The organism is Streptomyces sp. WG5 (assembly GCF_049974565.1).
Lineage (GTDB): Bacteria > Actinomycetota > Actinomycetes > Streptomycetales > Streptomycetaceae > Streptomyces.
On record NZ_JBNGGC010000002.1, the window covers coordinates 352,524 to 372,271 of the forward strand.

Genomic DNA, 19,748 nt, shown 5'->3' on the forward strand with positions numbered 1-19,748 from the left:
GTGCCGCAGGACGTGAAGGGACCGCAGCACGTGAAGGGACCGCAGCACGTGAAGGGGCCGCCGGACGTGAAGGGGCCGCCGTGAAGGGGCCGCCGGCGGCGAGGGACGGCCGGAAGGCCGCGGCCGGCCGGCGGGCTCCCCGGAAAGGCCCTGCATTGGCATGGACCTGACGTTGCACCCTGGCTAAGCTCGAACCAACCCCGACGAGAGCGCTCTCAGACCGCGGTTGTTCCACCGATCTGTTCCACCCCCACCTTGTTGGAACGACGAAGGGCAACTCCCGTGAGACGCAGCAGACTCAGGCACCTCGGCCTGGCCGGCCTCCTCGTGTTCGGCAGCCTGACCGCCGTCGGCACGCTGCCGGCCTCGGCGGCCGACTCCCCCACGGCATCCGCCGAGGAACCGGCCTCCGCCGGTCTCCTGGACGCCATGCAGCGGGACTTCGGCCTCACCCGGGCCGAGGCCGAGGACCGGCTCGCGGCCGAACGCCGCGCCACCGACCTCGCACCCACGGCACGGCGGGCCGCCGGCGACGCCTTCGGCGGCGCCTGGTTCGACGCCGCCCGCGGACAACTGACCGTGGCCGTCACCTCGGACGCCGCCCCCGCGACGGTCCGGGCCGTCGACGCCACCGGTGCGCACGTCCGCACCGTCGAGCACAGCGCCCGGGAACTCGACGCCGCCAAGGCCCGCGTCGACCGCCTGGACGCACCCGCCGGCGTCAGCGGCTGGCACGTCGACCCGGCCGCCAACGCGGTGATCGTCGACGTGGTCGAGGGCGACCGCTCCGACAACGATGTCCGGCGGTTCGTGGACCGGGCCCGCGAAGCCGGCCCCGTCACGGTCCGGACGGTACCTTCGGCCCCGCGGACCTTCGCGGCGGGCACCGTCGGCGGCGACCCGTACTACACCGGCAACGTCCGCTGCTCCATCGGCTTCTCGGTGCACGGCGGGTTCGTCACCGCCGGACACTGCGGCGGGGCGGGAGCGGCGGTCCGCGGCTGGGACGGCTCACACATCGGAACGTTCCAGGGCTCGTCGTTCCCGGGCAACGACTACGCCTGGGTCAGCGTGGGCAGCGGCTGGTGGACGGTGCCGGTCGTGCTCGGCTGGGGCACGATCCCGGACCGGCTCGTGCGCGGATCGAACGAGGCACCCGTCGGCGCCTCGGTCTGCCGCTCCGGGTCCACCACCCACTGGCACTGCGGCACCGTGCTCGCCAAGAACGAGACGGTCAACTACAGCCAGGGCGCGGTGCACCAGATGACGAAGACCAGCGTCTGCGCCGAGGGCGGCGACTCGGGCGGCTCCTTCATCAGCGGTGACCAGGCGCAGGGCGTCACCTCGGGCGGCTGGGGCAACTGCTCCAGCGGCGGGGAGACCTGGTTCCAGCCCGTCAACGAGATCCTGAACCGCTACGGACTGACGCTGCACACGGCCTGACCCGGAGGCTGCGGGAGGGACTTCGCCGGGAGCCCGGCGGGGTCCTCCCCCAGGCAGCAGCCGCCCGGTCCGGAGCCCGGCGGGGTTCTCCCCCGGTCACCAGCCGCCCGGTCCGGAGCCCGGCTCCGGCGCTTCGGGGCCGCTCGCCGTGGTCAGCCGACGGTAGGCGGCCCGTGCGTGGACCAGGCGGGCCAGTGCCGTGCCGACGAGGGCCGCGCCGAGCAGACACCCCAGCCAGACCGCGTCCCGCCGGCCGGCCCACGTCAGCGTGCCGGCCGGCGGGACGGCGAAGCCGTTCAGGGACAGCCAGCACAGGACGGCCGTTCCGGGAGCGGCCGTGAAGCGGGCGCGGAGTCCGAGCAGCGCCGCCAGCAGGGAGAGCACGGCCAGTGCCAGTCCCGGGCGGTCCGAGCCCACGGTGCCGTTGAGGAGCGCCACCAGGGCGAGGGCGCCGCCGAACGCTCCCGTCCACACCAGCGGAGCCGCGACCGGCCGGGGGACGGGTCTGGCACCGCTGCCCAGGGGCACCCACTCGATCATGCTGACGGCTCCTTCCGGTCCCGGACGGCTCCGATCACGGCGTCGGACACCGGTCCTGCGGGCAGATTGTCCCACCGCGGCGCGCAGTGACGTACGGGCCGGTGCGGCGGTACCGGGGCTCACCGGCCCACCGGCCGGGACCGAGTCCGCGTGCGCCCCGGCCCGGTGAAGTCCTCCCGCACCGGCCGCTGTCCGAACCGCCGGCCCCATCGCCGGGGCCCTCCCCGGGCCTACCGGTCGGCTCCCGCGTGCTCCGAGGAGGAGGCCGAGGCCGACGCGGGCGCCGACGGTTCGTCCGCGTCCGCGCCGGGCCCGCCGCCCGGCGCCGTGGCGGGCGTCCTCGCCCCGGGGAGCAGCCTCGCGGCGGCCCGCAGGGCGCGGGCGAGCACGTACGCCCGTCCCGCGACGACGGGACCGAGGACGGCGAGGACGAGGACGTATCCGGCGATGAAGGGAGCGAGCCGCCCGTCGAGTCCCGCGCCCGCGGCCATGGCGGCCAGGATGAGCGCGAACTCCCCCCGGGCGACCAGGGTGGTGGCGATCTCCGCGGCCGGTTCGGAGCCGTAACCGTACACACGGGCGACGCACAGCCCGGCGATGACGTTCATGACGACGGTCAGTGCCGCCGCCGCGGCGACCGGGCCGGCGACGGAGGCGAGGTCGCCGGGGTCGATGGCGAGGCCGAAGGCGAAGAAGAAGATCGCCGCGAAGGCGTCCCGCAGCGGGTGCACCAGCTCGCGGATCCGTGGTCCGGAGGGGGTGCCCGCGAGGATCAGCCCGACCATGAAGGCACCGATGGCGTCGGCGACGCCGAGGACCTCGGAGATCCCGGCCACGAGCACCGCGGCCCCGAGGAAGCTGATGACGAGCAGTTCGTTGTCGCGGGTCGCGATCAGGCGGCCCACGAGCCGGGTGCCGTAGCGGGCCGCGGCGGCCAGCACCAGCAGGAAACCGAAGGCCTTGCCTGCCTGCAGGGCCATGTCCCAGGCGCCGTGCGCGCCCGCGACGACCGGCTGGAGGGCGGCCAGGTACAGCGCGAGGAAGATGTCCTCCACGACGATGACGCCGAGGATGAGACGGGTCTCCGGGCGGCCGATCCGGCCCAGGTCGATGAGGATCTTGGTGACGATCGCGGAGGAGGAGATGCCGAGCACCCCGGCGAGCACCAGCGCCTCGCGCACTCCCCAGCCGAGGGCGAAGCCGAACCCGAGCCCGGCGCCGACGTTCAGCAGCAGGTAGACGCCGCCGGCGGTCAGCAGCCGTTTGCCGCCGTTCTTCAGGTCGTCGAGGTGGAACTCCAGGCCCAGGTAGAAGAGCAGCAGCACCAGTCCGAGCGCGGAGAGCATCTCGAAGTCGTGCGCGTCCTCCACCAGGACGAATCCGGGTGTGTGGGGGCCGAGCAGGATGCCGGCGAGCATGAACAGGGGGATCGTCGGAAGTCCGATCCTGCCGCCGAGGCGGGCGAGGAACGCGGCGGCCAGAAAGGCGCCGCCCATGGCCAGCAGGGTGTCAGCGTGTCCCACGGGCCACCGCCTTCGACCGCGCGGAGGGTCGGGAGGGCTTCACTTGGCAGGGATGGATGCGCATTCTCCTTCGTGTGTGGCACGTCATCTGTGGTACGGCCGGGCGTCGTTGGCCGGCACCGTTGCCGTGACACCGCTCCCGTTCGGCCCGGGGGCGGTGCCGTGGCACCGCTCCCGGGCCGGACGGGGCGCGGACCGGGGCGCGGAGGCACGGGCGGACGCCCGGACCGGGCCGCGGAGCGCACGGACGGGCGGGCGCCGGGGCCCGGCCCGCGTCCACGGCACTACGCCACGACGGCCACCGGCCGCCTCGGCACTCGGGGCGCGGACGGCACGCCTGGACCGGGCCGTGCGGCAACGCCCGCGAACGGGCGGGGTGAGGGCTGGTGCGCGACGTTCCCCGGCCCCCGGGAAAGCCCCGGAGCGCGGCGTCGCTCCACGGTCACACACCGGGCCGGTGCCGCGGCATCGGGGACGGCACCCATAACGTCCGGTGGCCGACACCCATCGTCTGCCGGGAGCGCGCGCCGCTCCGCGGGCGAGGAACACCCGCGGCGCGGCGGGAGGGGGCGCGCCCCGGCCGGCGCCGACCGCGCGCCGCGGTTCCCGCCGACCGCCCCACGCAGTCCGCCCCGCCGCGGGATGCGGCGGGGCGGACGACGTCGCGGACGGTCCGTCAGCACGGCGTGGCTGCCATGAGCTTCTCGAACGAAGCCATGCAGTCCGGGCAGTGACGCGCCCGTTCGCCGTCGGATGCCTCGATACGTTCGCGGAGTCGCTGTCCGCACAGGGTGGCCGCGGCCGATTTGGCCATCACGTGCCACACCAACGCTCCGCCCGCCTTCTCCGGGCCCACGCACATTTCGTACATGTTCGGCCTCCCAGCCTGGACGCCGCTGACACCCTCCAGGAGACACCGGATCGGCCGTCACCAGTAGTGAGCGAGGGCCATTCGGGTGACGGCCGCTTCGTCCCTCCGAGGCGGTGACACACCCGGACGGATAGAAACGATCTGCCAATCGGCCCTACCTGGGTGGGCGCGTGACGTGGCGTCGACGCAGGCGGCCGGGGTTCGGATGCCCTGGTCGGATGGCGACACAGACCGAACCGATCACGCCGGTCCCGGCGGCGGAACCCCGCGGCAAGGGGCGGGTGGTCATCTCCTGGCTGACCACGACCGATCACAAGCGGATCGGCCATCTGTACCTCATCACGTCGTTCGCGTTCTTCCTCATCGCCGGAGTGCTGGCGATGCTGATCCGGGCGGAGCTGGCCCGGCCGGGTCTGCAGCTGCTCTCCAACGAGCAGTACAACCAGGCCTTCACGATGCACGGCACGATCATGCTGCTGCTGTTCGCCACCCCGACCTTCGCCGGATTCGCGAACGCCGTCATGCCGTTGCAGATCGGCTCCCCGGACGTGGCCTTCCCGCGGCTCAACATGCTGTCGTACTGGCTGTTCCTCTTCGGCGGACTGATCGTGCTCGCCGGCTTCCTGACCCCGCAGGGCGCGGCGGACTTCGGCTGGACCGCCTACACGCCGCTCAGCGGCCCGCTCCACGCGCCCTACCTCGGTGGTGACCTGTGGATCATGGGGCTGGCGCTGTCCGGGTTCGGCACCATCCTGGGGTCGGTCAACTTCATCACCACGATCATCTGCATGCGCGCGCCCGGCCTGACCGTCTTCCGCATGCCGATCTTCGTCTGGAACGTGCTGCTGACCTCGGTCCTGGTGCTGCTGGCCTTCCCGGTGCTGGCGGCGGCGCTGCTGGTGCTGGAGGCGGACCGCCACTTCGGCGCGCACGTCTTCGACGCGGAGAACGGCGGGGCGATCCTGTGGCAGCACCTCTTCTGGTTCTTCGGCCACCCCGAGGTGTACATCCTCGCGCTGCCCTTCTTCGGGGTGGTCACCGAGATCATCCCGGTCTTCGCCCGCAAGCCGGTCTTCGGCTACATGGGGCTGGTCGGTGCCACCATCGCCATCGCCGGGCTGTCGGCCACCGTCTGGGCGCACCACATGTTCGCGACCGGTGCCGTGCTGCTGCCGTTCTTCTCGTTCCTGACCTATCTCATCGCCGTCCCGACCGGGGTGAAGTTCTTCAACTGGATCGGCACGATGTGGAAGGGGTCCCTGTCCTTCGAACCGCCGATGCTGTGGGCGGCCGGCTTCCTGGTGACCTTCCTCTTCGGCGGACTGACCGGGGTGATCCTCGGTTCACCGCCGCTGGACTGGCACGTCACCGACTCGTACTTCGTCGTGGCGCACTTCCACTACGTCCTGTTCGGCACGATCGTGTTCGCGATGTTCGGCGGGTTCAGCTTCTGGTGGCCGAAGATAACCGGCCGCATGCTCGACCACCGGCTGGAGAAGGTGCACTTCTGGACGCTGTTCGTGGGTTTCCACACCACGTTCCTGGTGCAGCACTGGCTCGGTGTCGAGGGCATGCCGCGCCGGTACGCCGACTATCTGGGCGTCGACGGCTTCACGGCCCTCAACACCCTCTCGTCCATCGGCGCGTTCCTGCTCGGCCTGTCCACGCTGCCGTTCCTGTACAACGTCTGGAAGACCGCCAGGTACGGCCGGCCGGTCGGGGTCGACGACCCCTGGGGGTACGGCCGTTCACTGGAGTGGGCGACGTCGTGTCCCCCGCCGCGCCACAACTTCCACGCGCTGCCGCGGGTGCGTTCCGAGTCTCCGGCCTTCGACCTCAACCACCCCGAACTCGTCCGGCTCGACCAGGCGGAGCGGACGGGGCGGCGCGACGCCGTGGAGCCGGGGCCGGGGCAGGGGCACAAGGGCGACCGCTGACCGTCGGCGCACCGCACCCGGTTGTCCGGACCAGGGGCCTGGACCGCTGAGAGGCTCCGCGGGCGGCCACGGGCGCCCGCGAGTCGTCGCCGGCCCGCCGGCGAACCGGCGACGACTCGCTTCCGAGGACGGCCGGCGTCACGGGCCGCGTACGCCGGTGACAGCGAAGCCACTGCGCGGGCGGGTCGGGATGCGGCGCAGCGGGATGCGCAGGTCCTGCTCGGGGACCGTGTACTCCAGGCGGGCCAGCCGCACCGCCAGGGACTCCAGCAGGCCCACGGTGATGCGCTCACCGGGGCAGCGGTGACCGGTGGCCGCGTCTCCGCCGCCCTGCGGGATCAGCTCGTCGGGGTCGGGGGGCCGGTGCAGGAACCGCTCCGGCCGGAAGACGTAGGGGTCGCCCCAGAGCTTCTCGTCGTGGTTCTGGCCGTAGACGTCGAGCAGCAGGATCCCTCCGGCCGGGACGGATTCACCGTGCCAGGTCAGTTCCGTGACGGTCCGGCCGCCGAGGAACGGGGCGAACGGGTAGAAGCGGCGGACCTCGTGGGCGAACGCCGTGGCGAACGCGCCGTCCCCGGAGCGCAGCCGCTCCCGGTGGGCCGGCCGGCGGTGCAGGGCGTGGGCGGCGAAGGCCACGAACCAGCTCACAGCGACCGTGGGGCGCAGCGCGTTCAGCAGCTCCACCGCCGCGGTCCCGGCGTCCAGCGGTCCGTCCGGGGCGTCGCGGTGCCGGGCGACCCGGTCGAGCACCGAGTCCGCGGGCGCGGCGACCGCTCCGGAGCGTACGTCCGCGATCAGGCGGGCCGTGCGGGCCTCCTGCCGGGCGCGGGCACGGCGGGCCCGCAGGTGCCGCGGTCCCGGGGTGGCGAAGCCGTCGACCATCGCGATCAGGTCCCGCGCCAGCGGCTCCACGTCCACGGCCTCCGCCGGGAGCCCGGCCCAGCGGCAGACTCCGCGGGTGAGCACCACGCCCGCCTCGTCGAACAGCACGACGCGGGGCCGCTCACTCCAGGAGCGCACGGCCTCGTCCCAGGCCGCGGTGACGTGCTCGGTGAGGCCGGCCACACGGCCGGGGTCGAGCAACGGCAGGAACAGTTCCTTGCGGACGCGGTGGGCCTCCCCGTCGAGGGTGTGGACGGCTCCCTGCCCGAACAGGGTGTCCAGCACGGGTGCGGGGACGGCGCCGTGACGGTGGACGTGTCCCTCGTCGTAGAAGAAGCGCACGGCCTCCGGGCCGCGCACGGCCAGCGCGGGCTTGCCGAGCAGCCGGGTGCGCACCACGGAGTCGGTGCTGTCGCGCATGCGGTTGGGCAGCCAGGCGTACCCCTCGGTGAGCAGAGGCAGGGTGCGGTCCATCAGCGGGCGGCGGTGTGCTTCCATGGCCGGCGAGTGCCCCGGGCCGCGGCGCGGACACCCGGCCTGTCCGGCCCGGTCGGGCGGTGCCGGGTGCGGGCGGTGCGGGCGGTGCCGCTCCGGCCTCGGCGTGGATGTGTCCGGATCCCCGCGGGGGTCTGGAGGTCTGGGGGTCCCACGAGAGCGAGCCGGGCCCCGTGCCCGCGGCTTCGCCCGCCGGGGCGCGCCCCGGCGGGCGATCGCGGCTCCGGCGGCCGGGTGAGCCTTCGCGGGAGGGGTACCCCGTCCCCGTGAGGGTCCGGCCCGGGCGGCCGGGCCCGGCCCGTGCCCCCGGACAGGATCGGATCACCCCCATGTCCCCGTCCCCCGACGACTCCCTGCGGATCCACTTCGTCGGCAACGCGACCGTGCTGCTCCAGTACCGCGAGCTGAGTCTGCTCACCGATCCGAACTTCCTCCACCGCGGCCAGCGCGCCCACCTCGGGTACGGCCTGGTGAGCCGTCGTCTGACCGAGCCCGCGCTGGAACCCGGCGACCTTCCGGAGCTCGACGCCGTACTGCTGTCGCACCTGCACGGCGACCACTGGGACCGCCGGGCCCGGCGGCACCTGTCCCGGTCGCTGCCGATCGTCACCACCCCGCACGCCTCCCGCCGGCTGCAGGGCGTGCACGGGTTCCACCGGGCCGTGGGGCTGCGCACCTGGCAGGCGGAGACCGTGCGGCACGCGGACGCGCAGGTACGCATCACGGCGCTGCCCGGCCGGCACGCCGGGCAGCCCGTCCTGCGATGCCTGCTGCCGCCGGTGATGGGCAGCCTGCTGGAGTTCGGCCCGGCCGACGGTCCCCCGCGGCACCGGCTCTACGTGTCCGGCGACACACTGCTCTTCGACGGCCTGGACGAGATCGCCCGGCGTTTCCCCGCACTGGACCTGGCGGTGCTGCACCTCGGCGGCACGACCCTGCCCGGCGGTTTCGTGGTGACCATGGACGGACGCCAGGGCGCGGAACTCGCCCGGCGCCTCGACCCCCGGCTGGTCCTGCCGGTGCACTACGGCGACTACACCGTCTTCCGCTCCCCGCTCGACGCCTTCCTGGCCGAGGCCGACCGGAAGGGGCTCGCGGACCGGATCGTGCACTGCCGGCACGGACAGCGGGCCGTCCTCGGCCCGGACGGCGGGCCGCCCGCCGTGACGTAGCGGGCGGCGACCGCCGCGCCCCACCCGGTGACCGGGTGGACGCCGCAGTCGTGGGCCCCCTCCTCCACGTCCAGTCGGCCCTGGTGTGCCCGGTCGTGCGGCGCATTCACCCGGCCGCGTTGTCGGTGCGCATCCGTACCTGCTCCTCCAGGCGCCGCAGGCTGCCGTCGAGGGCGTCGGCCACGGCGTGCTCCCCGGGGTCGTGTCCCTCGTCGAAGAACGACAGGTGCACCGTCACCTCACTGGCTCCGCTGTCGATGCCGGCGACCTGGAGCCAGCCGGCGTAGCTGCCCTGCTCGCGGGTGCCCCATTCGAGCCGCAGCTGCTCCGGCCGGGCGCTGAGCAGTGCGGAGGTGTCCTGGTCGGTGCGGTCCTCGTGCACGGTGACGGCCGGCAGGCCCTCGGCCTCCACGTGCAGGTCCCGGGGCAGCCAGGCGTCCAGTTGGCCGACGTTCGCGGCCTGGTCGAAGACCTGCTCGGGCTGGGCGGGCATGGTGCGGGAACGCTCGTACTCGGTCATGTGGCACCACTCCTTCGCGCTCGGTGCCGTACGGGGTGACGCGTGCCCTGTTCTGCCCGGGCCGAAGCGCCCGGCGCGTGATCCGCTCGACTTCTGCCCGGGCCGTGGCTCCCGGCGTGTGATCCGCTCGACGGGCGAGGCCCGGCACGCGGTGCCAGACTGCTGCGCAGCGTGCCCCGGCACGACGGGTTTCTCGACGAGGGGAGACGGGGTGTCGACGTCAGAGGCGACCGACGTGCTGCTCGAGTTTCTCGCCGATCCCGGCCATCTGACGCTGGACCTGCGCACCGCCGTGGCCCGTTGCGCCAAGGCCCTGGACCTCCAGCACGCCGTGGTCTACCTCGTCGACCTGCAGCAACGGCATCTCGTACCGCAGACCGACGTGGCGTCGGCCATGCCCGTCGACGGCTCACTCGCGGGCTGGGCCTACCGTACGCAGGCACTGCGGGTGGAGGAGTCGGAGACGGGCGGTGTCACGGCGTGGCTGCCCCTGGTGGACGGCGCCGAGCGGCTCGGCGTGCTGGCGGTGCACTCGTCGGCGCTCACCTCCGCCGCGCTTGTCCGGGGACGGGCGCTGGCCTCGCTGCTGGCCATGATGATCACCTCGAAGCGGGCCTTCGAGGACTCCTTCATCCGGCACACCCGCACCCAGCGGATGCACCTGCCCTCCGAGATGCTCCGCGCGTTTCTGCCGCCGCGCACCATCGGCAACGCGCACGTCGTGTCGACGGCCGTCCTCGAACCGGCCTACGAGCTCGGCGGCGACGCCTTCGACCACTCACTCACCCGGAAGACGCTGCACGTCTCGGTCATCGACTCCATGGGTCACGACCTGGCCTCCGGGCTCACCAGCGCGGTGGCGCTGGCCGCCTGCCGCAACGCCCGGCGCAACGGGGCCGACCTGCCCACCCTCGTGCGGGGCGTCGACGACGCCCTGGCCAGCTGGCTGCCGGAACAGTACTGCACCGCTGTCATCGCCCAGCTGGACTTCGAGACCGGTCTGCTGCACTGGAGCAACTGCGGCCACCCCGCGCCCCTCCTGATCCGGGACGAGCAGTTGATCGTCGACGCGCTGGAGCGGGACGCCGACCCGCCGATGGGCGCGCCGGCCCAGCTCTCCACCGAGCCGCGCCGGACGCACGAGGTGAGCCTGCAACCCGGTGACCGGGTGCTGATGTACACCGACGGGGTCACCGAGGCGCGCACCCGGGAGGAGAAGCTGTTCGGGCTCGAACGGTTCGCGGACTACGTCATCCGCGCCACGGCGGGCGGCGAGCTGGCGCCCGAGGTGCTGCGGCGCCTGATCCACTCGATTCTGGACTCGCAGACCGGCGGGCAGCTGCGGGACGACGCGACGATCCTGATGTTCGAATGGCGGCCGCCGGTCCGCTGACGTCGCCGCCGCGCGGTGGCCCGACGTCAGATCCGGTGCCCCCGCGCACGCAGCCACTCGTGCACCGTGTCCTTGTCCGACGGGGTGATCCGGACGGGGCCCTCCACATAAGGGCCCTCGTCCTCGGTGAAACCGGTGTCCGTGATCCTCGCGGTGACCCAGGTGGCCAGGTCCTGGGCGGCCCGCTCGGACAGCGCACCCCGTTCCCAGCCGGTACGGGCCTCGTGGGCCGCGGCGGGGTCATGGGCTTCGGTCTCCGCCAGCCACGCCGCCACCAGCCGTTCCACGGTCCCGCTCCGGTGGCCCTCGGACCCGGTCCGCTGCCGTTCCCGCTCTCGCTCCCGCTTGTCGTTCATGCCGTCCGAGTGCCCGGAAACGTGCCGGTGCCTCGCCTCCGGGACGGCCTTCGTGTCGGCGGTACCTCGCCGGGTACCCGAAACCCCAGAGGAGGACCGATCCGGACCGACCTGCTCAGAAATGATCATGTGATCATGCTTGTTCCTGTTTGACACGGTTTGATCTGGTCGCACCCGGCTCGGTTCGGCCTCCGGTCGGGTCCGGTCCGCAGAGATCAGGTCCGATCCGCAGAAGGCGACTGCCCGGGAAGGGGACAGCGATGACGCAGCACGCCGACGACCGCGCTCTCGACCAGCGCGCCGGCGTTTCCGAGCTCCGTCTGGCAGCGGGGGACCCCGAACTCGTCCCCCAGAACGACGTCCGCCACGAGGATCTCCCGCTCGACCGCAACCAGGCGATCCTGCAGGCGGCCAAGCAGGTGGGCTCGATCCTGAAGAAGAAGGAGCACCCGTTCGCGCTGGCCGGCAGCGTCGCCGTGTACGCGCACGGCGGCACCCAGAACCTCCAGCACGACGTCGACTTCTGCATCCGGCCCGACGACGCGGACGCCGTCGCCGCGACGCTGCGGGAAGCGGGCCTGGCGGTGTACACGCCGCCCGAGGACTGGCTGCTGAAGGCGAACTGCCTGGGCCAGCAGGTCGACCTCATCTTCGAACTGGCGCACGAGCCCGTCACGGCGCAGCTGCTGGCACGGGCCCGGGATCTCTCGGTCGACTCGGTACTCATGCCGGTCCTGTCGCCGACCGACCTGCTCCGCGGTCTGCTGGCGGCCTTCTCGGAGCACCACTGCGACTTCGGGGCGGTCCTGCCGATCGCCCGCACGCTGCGGGAGAAGATCGACTGGGACGAACTGCGCCGCGACTGCGGCGACGCCCCGATGCCCGCCGCGTTCTTCTTCATCCTCGAACGGCTGGAGATCATCCCTCCGGCCCCTTCCGTGCAGGAGGAGCAGCGATGAGCGATCCCGTCGCACACCAGGGACCCGCGGCGAGCGACACCGCTTCCGCCGCCGGGAACGTCGAGTACCGCGTCGCCCACCTGCACGACCGGCTCGCCGCGGAGGAGCTCGGCGAGCTCGGGGTCCGGGCCGAGATCCGGGCCGGCGCGATCGTGATCACCGGCACGGTGCCCTCCGCACAGTGCCGCGAGACCCTGCTGCGCATCGCCCACGAGGAGCTGGCCGGGCTCACCGTGCACACCGACGTCGTGGTGGCGGAGACGACCGGCCCCGACCACGCGGAGGAGCTGTGATGGTCCGCGTCGCCGCCGTCGGAGACATCCACATGGGCCCCGACAGCCAGGGACTGCTGCGCCCCGCCTTCGAGACCCTGCCCGACTGTGCCGACCTGCTGCTGCTCGCCGGGGACCTCACCCGGCACGGCACGCCGGAGGAAGCACGGGTGGTGGCACAGGAGGTACGTGACCTGCCGGTGCCGGTGGTGGCCGTCCTCGGCAACCACGACCACCACGACGAACGGCCCGAGAAGGTCACCGCACTCCTCCAGGACGCCGGCGTGAGAGTACTGGAGGGCGAGGGGACCGTCGTGGAGTGCGCCGGGACCCGGGTGGGCATCGCCGGAGTCAAGGGGTTCGGCGGCGGTTTCGTCGGCCGCAGCGCGGGAGAGTTCGGCGAGCCGATCATGAAGGAGTTCGTCCGCACCACCCGCCGCTCGGCGGACAGCCTGCACGCCGCGCTGAAGGAGCTGGCCGACGAGGGCTGCACCGCCCGGGTGGCGCTGACCCACTTCTCCCCCGTCGCCGACACGCTCGCCGGGGAGCCGCCGGAGATCCACCCGTTCCTGGGCAGCTATCTCCTGGCCGAGGCGATCGACACGGCCGGCGCGGATCTCGCCGTGCACGGCCACGCCCACCTGGGCTCCGAGCACGGGATGACGGCGGGCGGGGTACGGGTGCGCAACGTGGCCCAGCCCGTCATCCGCCGGGCGTTCAACGTCTACCGGCTGGGCGCGGCCGCCTGAGCACCGCCCGGGGCGTCAGGGCCGGCCGGTGTCGTCCGTCGTGCGTCCCAGGCAGGTGACGTCCGCGGGATCCATGCCCGCCGTCTCGATCACGTGGAAGCCCATACGGTCGTAGAAGGCCCTGGCCGGTGTGTTGGCCGTGGCCATGACCAGGTGGACGGCCGGGACGCCGCGCTCCCGGAGCGCCCGCCAGAACGTGCGCATCAGCGCCCGGCCGTGTCCGCGGCCCTGCCAGTCGGGCAGCAGGTCGATGTGCAGATGGGCCGGGTACGCGGCCAGTTCGGGGACGATCATCCGCTCCGGGTCGTGCAGCAGCTCGGCCATGGCCTCGTCCGGGGTGCCGGGCGGACCCTCCGGCGCGGGATAGCGGTCCGCGACCCGCGGCAGCCACTTGGCACGGAACTCCTCCGCGAAGCGCGGGGTGTCCGCCGTGCCGAGGATGTAGCCGACGGCCCGGCCCTGTCCGTCGTCCAGTACGAAGGCCAGGTCCGGGTCCAGGTGGACGTAGGGGGCGGCGAAGATGGCGGGCAGGACGGCGGGGTCGGCGTAGACGGGCCGGCTGTCCCGGCCGTTGTGCGCGGTGCGGATGCAGATGTCGTCGAGGGCCGGGGCGTCGGAGGGACGGTACGGGCGTACGTCGGCAGTCGGAGTCACCGCAGCATCCTGCCCGTCTGGGAGCGCTCCCACAAGTGGTCGGCGTCGAACGGCGGCGCCCGGGTACCCGGCGGCCGGCAAGGTGACGGAAGTTGGCGGGAGGCCGGCAATGGAGGATTCGGCGGACCGGATCGCGCAGCCGTGGGGCGGCAGGGTGCCCTACGGGCGGCACGAGACCTGGCCGGCCCGGGTGGACACGTTCCTCGCGGAGGGGGTGGACCCCTCGTCGGTGCAGCGGTGGGTGCAGTCGGCGTCGATCCTGCACTCCGACGGCGACGCCATGGACATCGCGGTGGCGGACGGCCGGATGGTGGGCGTACGGGGCCGTGACGTGGACCGGGTCAACCGGGGCCGGCTCGGCCCGAAGGACCTGTTCGGGTGGCAGGCGAACGCCTCCCGGGACCGGCTGACCCGGCCGCTGGTACGGCGGGACGGGCGGCTGGTGGAGACGGACTGGGACACGGCGATGGACCTGGTGGCCGCCCGCTCGCGCGAGCTCCTCGACGAGCGGGGACCCGGCTCGATCGGCTTCTACACCTCCGGCCAGCTCTTCCTCGAGGAGTACTACACCCTCGCGGTGCTCGCCCGGGCCGGGATCGGCACCAACCACCTCGACGGCAACACCCGGCTGTGCACGTCGACGGCCGCGGAGGCGCTGAAGGAGACCTTCGGCTGCGACGGACAGCCCGGCAGCTACGACGACTTCGACCACGCCGACGTGGTCGCGCTGTTCGGTCACAACATCGCCGAGACCCAGCCCGTGCAGTGGATGCGGCTGCTGGACCGCATGGAGGGGGCCGATCCGCCGCGCCTGCTGTGCGTGGACCCACGGCCCACGCGGGTGGCCCGGCACGCGGCCGTGCACCTCGCACCCCGCGTCGGCACCAACGTCGCCCTGCTCAACGCGCTACTGCACGAGACGATCCGGCACGAGAGGATCGACCGCGACTTCATCGCCGCGCACACCGTCGGCTTCGAGGAGCTGGCCGACCGCGTCGCCGACTGCACGCCCGAGTGGGCCGCGGGCATCTGCGACGTGCCCGCCGCCCGGATCGAGGAGGCGGCCGAACTCGTCGGCACCACCGACGCGTTGGTCTCCACCGTCCTCCAGGGCGTCTACCAGTCCCACCAGGCCACCGCCGCGGCGGTGCAGATCAACAATCTGCACCTGATCCGGGGCATGCTGGGCCGCCCGGGCGCCGGCCTGCTCCAGATGAACGGCCAGCCCACCGCCCAGAACACCCGTGAGTGCGGCGCCAACGGCGACCTGCCGGGCTTCCGCAACTGGCAGAACGACGCCCACGTCGCCGACCTCGCCCGGGTGTGGAACGTCGAGCCGGGGACCATCCCGCACTTCGCGCCGCCCACGCACGCGATGCAGATGTACCGGTACGCCGAGCAGGGCTCGATCCGGATGCTGTGGATCAGCGGCACCAATCCCGCCGTATCGCTGCCCGAACTCCCCCGGATCCGCTCGATCCTGACGCAGGAGCGGCTGTTCACGGTGGTGCAGGACCTGTTCCTCACGGAGACGGCGCACCTGGCCGACGTGGTGCTGCCCGCCGCGACCTGGGGCGAGAAGACGGGCGCGCTCACCAACGCGGACCGCACGGTGCACCTGTCCGAGAAGGCGGTCGAACCGCCCGGCGAGGCCAGGCCCGACCTGGACATCTTCCTGGACTACGCACGGCGCATGGACTTCCGGGACAAGGACGGCGGCCCGCTGATCACCTGGGACGACCCCGAGTCGGCGTTCGAGGCGTGGAAGCGGTGCAGCGCGGGCCGCCCCTGCGACTACACCGGCCTGTCCTACGCCAAGCTGCGCGACACCAGCGGCATCCAGTGGCCCTGCGACGAGTCGGCCCCGGAGGGCACCGCGCGGCTGTACACGGACGGCATCAGCTGGGCCCGCCCGGACCTGTGCGAGAGCTACGGCAAGGACCTGGAGACCGGGGCGTCCGACGAGGTCGTGGAGTACCGCTCGCTCAACCCGGACGGCAAGGCGATGCTGAAGGCCGCCGCCTACCGGCCGCCGCACGAGGAGCCGGACGAGGAGTATCCGTTCCAGCTCACCACGGGCCGGACGATCTACCACTTCCACACCCGTACGAAGACCGGACGGGCGCCCCAGCTCCGCGACGCCGCCCCGGACGTGTGGGTGGAGATCTCCACCGCGGACGCGGACCGGCTCGGCCTCGGCGAGGGCGACCTGGTCGAGGTCGCCGGCGAACGGGGGTCCCTGCGGGGGCGGCTGCGGGTGACCGGCATTCGGCCGGGGCTGCTGTTCGTGCCGTTCCACTACGGCTACTGGGACACCGGGGACGGGTCGGGCCCGGGCCCCGGCACCCCCGGGCGGGCGGCGAACGAGACGACCGTCACCGACTGGGACCCGGCCTCCAAGCAGCCGCTGTTCAAGACGGCCAGGGCCGCCCTCACCCTCGTCGAGCGCGGCGACGGCAGGCCGTCCCCCGCACCCACCACCACCGCGTCGGCACCGGCCGCCGGCGGCGTCGCGCGGCCCACCGCCGCCGGACCGGCGGGGGCGCGCACGGCACAGACGCCGGCACGGTTCCCGCACGGCCGCGAGGGAGGCGCCCGGTGAACGGCATCACCCTGACCCTGCGCACGCTGCATCGCGGCGAACGGCACCTGGCGCACGACCTGGTGACCGTCGCCGAACGGCACCGCACGGAGCACGAGATCCATCACGTCGCCACCGACCTCGCCGTCTGGTCCCGGGAACACGTCCGGCGGCTGGCGGAGGCCGCCGCGCACCAGGACGTGAAGCTGGGCGAAGCGCCGGACCACTCCTCGGACGGCGTCTTCGCGACGCTGCGGAAGAAGGCGTCGGAGGCGGTGGTGCACCGGCCCGAACCGGGGCTGCTGCTCCTGCGCGACCTGCGGGAACTGCACGTCGCCGCCGCGGAGAACTCGCTGCACTGGGAGATGCTCGCCCAGGCCGCCCAGGCGTCCGGGGACGGCGGGCTGCTGGGGCTCGCCTCCGCCTGCCATCCGCGGACGCTGCGCCAGATGCGCTGGACCAACACCATGATCAAGAACCTGTCACCGCAGATCCTGAACAGCCTGTGACCTGCGTGGAACCCGCACGGTACGGGGCCGGCGAGCGCCGTCGCCGCGCCGGGCGCCGAATGGCGCCGCCCGGTCCGGGCACCTGATGATCCCCGTAGGCGTCACGTCCTCGGTCGTGCCCTGCCGGTCCCGCGGTACCTCTTGGAGAGAGCGAGAGAGCGTCATGAGTCTTTTGCGTATGGTCGGCCGTCCGATGCTCGCCTCGATGTTCGTCGCGGGTGGTCTGCAGTCCCTGCGCAGGCCGGAGGAGGTGGCCCCGGCGGCGGAGCCGGTCGTGCGGCCGGTGGCCGACCGGGTGGCGGTGCTGCCGGACCGCACCGAACACCTCGTACGGCTCAACGGCGCCGTCCACGTGGTCGGCGGGATCATGCTCGGGCTCGGCCGCCGGCCGCGGGCGGCCTCGCTGGCCCTCGCGGCGACGCTGGTCCCCACCACCCTGGCGGCGCACCGCTACTGGGAGGCGGAGGACCCGTCCGACCGCGCCCAGCAGCGCGTCCACTTCCTGAAGAACCTGTCCATGATGGGCGGGCTGCTGATCGCGGCCGACGACACCGGCAGTGCCCCCTCCCTGCTGTGGCGGGGCCGGCACGCCGCCCAGGACCTGCGGCACGACGCCCGCCTGGTGCGCCGTTCGATGCGGGCCGCGGCAGGCCCCGCGGCGGCCGCGGGCGGTGTCCGGGCCAGGCTCGGCGCAGCGGCCGCGGGCGGTGTCCGGACCAGGCTCGGCGCAGGGGTCCGCACCTGCCGGTCGTCCTGGCCGATCCGCGCCCGCCACCGGTGAACCGGGCGTTAGCCCGCTGGGTGTGGGGGGACCCGACGCCCGTGGCGGGTCGGTCCCGTAACCGCCACGACCTGGATGGAGGTGGAACATGGGACACGGAGGAAACGTCATCGACGAGCTGACGACCGATCACCGTGAGGTCGAGGAGCTCTTCGGCAGGATCGAGGCGCTGCCGTCCGGTCACAAGGACCGCAAGCTGTACGCCGATCAGGCCACGATCGAGCTGATCCGGCATTCGGTGGCGGAGGAGGCGTATCTCTACCCGGCCGTTCGTGAGCACGTGGCGAACGGGGGTGCCCTCGCGGACAAGGAGCTCGAGGACCACGCCGAGGCCGAGCAGATCATGAAGGACCTGGAGGGCTGCGCGGCGGACGACGCCGACTTCGACCGGTTGATCGGCATGCTGATGAGCGAGATCCGTGCGCACGTCGCCGACGAGGAGGGCAACCTCTTCCCGAGGCTCCGGGAGGCATGCCCCGCCGAAGCCCTGGACCAGTTGGGCGACAAGGTCCGCCGGGCGAAGAAGACGGCGCCGACGCGACCGCACCCCTCCGCCCCGGACAAGCCCCCGATGAACAAGCTCCTGGCGCCCGGGGCGGGGATGGTCGACCGGGTGCGGGACGCGATGTCGGGGCGGGGCAAGCCCGGCTGAGCCCGCCGCCACCATCGCCACCCGGTGGCCGCGTGCGAGGGGCCCGTCGCTGTGGGCGACGGGCCCCTCGCACGCGCCCGGTCAGCTCTCCGCCCACGCTCTCCTCACGCTCCTCACGTGGGACTGACTCACGTGGGACTCACGCCCACCACTCCCCCGCCCGTTCGGTCGTCGCCGTCGGGACCGGGTCGGGCCGCCCGCGGAGGGAGTCGACGGTGCGTTCCAGACCGTCCTGCCAGGTCACGCCCGGAAGCCAGCCGAAGATCTCGCGGGCGAAGCCCGTGACCGGCCGGGGCTCGACGGGCGGGTCGTCCGGCCCGTCGACGAACGCCAGCGGCGAGTCGGATCCGGCCAGGTCGATCACCCGGCGGGCGATCTCGACGGCTGTGGGCTCCTCGTCTCCGCCGATGTCCACGGGCCGTACCGAGCGGCCGGCCGCGACCAGCAGCACGCCGTCGACCATGTCGTCGACGTAGCAGAGGGGGTGAGTCCGGCTGCCGTCCCCGGTGACGGTGACCGGCCGGCCGGACAGCGCCTGCCGGATGAAGGCGGCCGGTGTCCCCCCGTCGTCCGTCCGCATGCCGGGGCCGTAGCCGTTGAACAGCCGGACGATCCCGGCGTTCGAGCCGTGGGCGCCCGCGTGCGCGGCGACCAGTGCCTCGGAGAACCGGACGGCCTCGGCGCAGGCGCTGTGCGGGCCGACCGGGTCGGCGTCGCTCGCGTGGTGGGCGCCGGGCGGCGAGGAGGCGAGGAGGAACCGGGCGCCGTCCCGGCCGGCGACGGCCAGCGCCGCCCGGGTGCCGAGGCTGCCGGCGTCGAGGATCTCCCCGGGCCGGTCCGGCCAGGCGGCCTGGGACACGGGACCCGCCAGGTGCAGGACCAGGTCGTAGGGGCCGGTGAGCGCGTCCGCGCAGCCGGGCTCGGTGATGTCCCGTTCCAGGAAGCGGAAGCCGGGGCGGCCGGCGAGGTGGGCCACCTTCTCGGCGCGGCCGGTGGAGAGGTTGTCCAGACAGTCGACTTCGACACCCGAATCCAGCAGGCGGGTGCACAGACGGGAGCCGAGGAACCCCGCGCCGCCGGTCACCAGGACCCGGCCCCAGGCCGGGCGGGCCGCTGCCCGCGGGCCGAACGCCGCCATCGGCATCATGAGGCGATCTTCCTTCCCCTGCGAAGCGCTGACGAGCGTGCCCCGGGTGCCCCGCCGGGTCGCTTTCATGCTCTGACGGCTGCCGCGGCCCCTTCCGTCGGACCGCGCGGCCGGCCGGTCGGCCGGTCCGGCGGTCCGGCGGTCCGGTCCGGTGGTCCGCTGTGGCGACCGTCACGGCCGCCGCTCCCGGCACCAGGGGCGCCGGGAGCTGTGATCAAACCCACTCGTCTCGTCAAGTACGGCCACGGGGCTGGGATTTGGTGCGAGCCGACCGAGCTGGAGGGTAGGCGCCGGCGATGACTCGCCGGTCCC

General features: G+C 73.3%; 18 protein-coding genes. 11 read left to right on the plus strand and 7 right to left on the minus strand.

The features are described from left to right. The first annotated feature begins 282 nt into the window (after positions 1-282). Positions 283-1,443 (plus strand): S1 family peptidase, encoded by a 1,161-nt coding sequence (locus ACP4IX_RS03545; RefSeq protein WP_426554731.1) that lies wholly within the window; start codon positions 283-285, stop codon positions 1,441-1,443. 96 nt (positions 1,444-1,539) lie between these two features. On the opposite strand, the gene ACP4IX_RS03550 is transcribed toward ACP4IX_RS03545, so the two are convergent. Together ACP4IX_RS03550 and ACP4IX_RS03555 are read right to left on the minus strand one after the other, a co-directional pair. Beyond that, complete coding sequence (locus ACP4IX_RS03550; protein ID WP_426519976.1) at positions 1,540-1,983, minus strand: hypothetical protein; 444 nt, start codon at positions 1,981-1,983, stop codon at positions 1,540-1,542. A gap of 230 nt (positions 1,984-2,213) precedes the next feature. Continuing rightward, positions 2,214-3,506 (minus strand): cation:proton antiporter, encoded by a 1,293-nt coding sequence (locus ACP4IX_RS03555; RefSeq protein ID WP_426519974.1) that lies wholly within the window; start codon positions 3,504-3,506, stop codon positions 2,214-2,216. Between the two features lie 1,089 nt (positions 3,507-4,595). On the opposite strand from ACP4IX_RS03555, the gene ctaD reads away from it, so the two are divergent. Further along, positions 4,596-6,314 (plus strand): cytochrome c oxidase subunit I, encoded by a 1,719-nt coding sequence (ctaD, locus tag ACP4IX_RS03560; RefSeq protein WP_426519972.1) that lies wholly within the window; start codon positions 4,596-4,598, stop codon positions 6,312-6,314. Positions 6,315-6,452: 138 nt separating this feature from the next. On the opposite strand, the gene ACP4IX_RS03565 is transcribed toward ctaD, so the two are convergent. Further along, on the minus strand, positions 6,453-7,694 hold the full coding sequence (locus ACP4IX_RS03565; protein ID WP_426554732.1) for a cytochrome P450: 1,242 nt from the start codon (positions 7,692-7,694) through the stop codon (positions 6,453-6,455). 326 nt (positions 7,695-8,020) lie between these two features. On the opposite strand from ACP4IX_RS03565, the gene ACP4IX_RS03570 reads away from it, so the two are divergent. After that, positions 8,021-8,863, plus strand: coding sequence for an MBL fold metallo-hydrolase (locus tag ACP4IX_RS03570; RefSeq protein ID WP_426554733.1), 843 nt, complete (start codon positions 8,021-8,023; stop codon positions 8,861-8,863). Between the two features lie 106 nt (positions 8,864-8,969). Here ACP4IX_RS03570 and ACP4IX_RS03575 read toward each other — a convergent pair whose 3' ends face one another. Beyond that, positions 8,970-9,383, minus strand: a complete 414-nt coding sequence (locus ACP4IX_RS03575) for an SRPBCC family protein (RefSeq protein WP_426519966.1) — start codon at positions 9,381-9,383, stop codon at positions 8,970-8,972. 211 nt (positions 9,384-9,594) lie between these two features. On the opposite strand from ACP4IX_RS03575, the gene ACP4IX_RS03580 reads away from it, so the two are divergent. Next, positions 9,595-10,776: a PP2C family protein-serine/threonine phosphatase gene (locus ACP4IX_RS03580; RefSeq protein ID WP_426519964.1), complete on the plus strand. Its 1,182-nt coding sequence runs from the start codon at positions 9,595-9,597 to the stop codon at positions 10,774-10,776. A 26-nt stretch (positions 10,777-10,802) separates the two neighbouring features. Here ACP4IX_RS03580 and ACP4IX_RS03585 read toward each other — a convergent pair whose 3' ends face one another. Then, the gene (locus ACP4IX_RS03585) at positions 10,803-11,132 is read right to left on the minus strand and encodes a hypothetical protein (RefSeq protein WP_426519962.1); all 330 of its coding nucleotides are present in this window, start codon (positions 11,130-11,132) and stop codon (positions 10,803-10,805) included. A 260-nt stretch (positions 11,133-11,392) separates the two neighbouring features. Here ACP4IX_RS03585 and ACP4IX_RS03590 point away from each other — a divergent pair, with 260 nt between their 5' ends. Genes ACP4IX_RS03590 through ACP4IX_RS03600 form a run of 3 tightly spaced genes read left to right on the plus strand, consistent with a single transcriptional unit; the run spans position 11,393 to position 13,112 of the window. Then, positions 11,393-12,091 (plus strand): nucleotidyltransferase family protein, encoded by a 699-nt coding sequence (locus tag ACP4IX_RS03590; RefSeq protein WP_426554734.1) that lies wholly within the window; start codon positions 11,393-11,395, stop codon positions 12,089-12,091. Then, positions 12,088-12,384, plus strand: coding sequence for a BON domain-containing protein (locus ACP4IX_RS03595; protein ID WP_426519958.1), 297 nt, complete (start codon positions 12,088-12,090; stop codon positions 12,382-12,384). The genes ACP4IX_RS03590 and ACP4IX_RS03595 overlap by 4 nt, the downstream gene beginning before the upstream one ends. Continuing rightward, positions 12,384-13,112 (plus strand): metallophosphoesterase family protein, encoded by a 729-nt coding sequence (locus tag ACP4IX_RS03600; protein WP_426519956.1) that lies wholly within the window; start codon positions 12,384-12,386, stop codon positions 13,110-13,112. Before ACP4IX_RS03595 ends, ACP4IX_RS03600 begins: the two co-directional genes overlap by 1 nt. Positions 13,113-13,127: 15 nt before the next feature. Here ACP4IX_RS03600 and ACP4IX_RS03605 read toward each other — a convergent pair whose 3' ends face one another. Beyond that, on the minus strand, positions 13,128-13,766 hold the full coding sequence (locus ACP4IX_RS03605) for a GNAT family N-acetyltransferase (RefSeq protein ID WP_426519954.1): 639 nt from the start codon (positions 13,764-13,766) through the stop codon (positions 13,128-13,130). Positions 13,767-13,875: 109 nt separating this feature from the next. On the opposite strand from ACP4IX_RS03605, the gene ACP4IX_RS03610 reads away from it, so the two are divergent. The 4 genes from ACP4IX_RS03610 (at position 13,876) to ACP4IX_RS03625 (ending at position 18,289) form a co-directional block, all read left to right on the plus strand. Continuing rightward, positions 13,876-16,368: a molybdopterin oxidoreductase family protein gene (locus tag ACP4IX_RS03610; RefSeq protein WP_426554735.1), complete on the plus strand. Its 2,493-nt coding sequence runs from the start codon at positions 13,876-13,878 to the stop codon at positions 16,366-16,368. Next, entirely contained in the window at positions 16,365-16,856 is a 492-nt protein-coding gene (locus tag ACP4IX_RS03615) for a hypothetical protein (protein WP_426554736.1), read from the plus strand. The genes ACP4IX_RS03610 and ACP4IX_RS03615 overlap by 4 nt, the downstream gene beginning before the upstream one ends. A gap of 163 nt (positions 16,857-17,019) precedes the next feature. After that, the gene (locus ACP4IX_RS03620; RefSeq protein WP_426519948.1) at positions 17,020-17,637 is read left to right on the plus strand and encodes a DoxX family protein; all 618 of its coding nucleotides are present in this window, start codon (positions 17,020-17,022) and stop codon (positions 17,635-17,637) included. A gap of 88 nt (positions 17,638-17,725) precedes the next feature. Then, a complete protein-coding gene (locus tag ACP4IX_RS03625; RefSeq protein ID WP_426519946.1) occupies positions 17,726-18,289 on the plus strand; it encodes a hemerythrin domain-containing protein in 564 nt (187 codons plus the stop codon). Positions 18,290-18,428: 139 nt separating this feature from the next. On the opposite strand, the gene ACP4IX_RS03630 is transcribed toward ACP4IX_RS03625, so the two are convergent. Further along, a complete protein-coding gene (locus ACP4IX_RS03630; protein ID WP_426554737.1) occupies positions 18,429-19,436 on the minus strand; it encodes an NAD-dependent epimerase/dehydratase family protein in 1,008 nt (335 codons plus the stop codon). Positions 19,437-19,748: the final 312 nt, after the last annotated feature.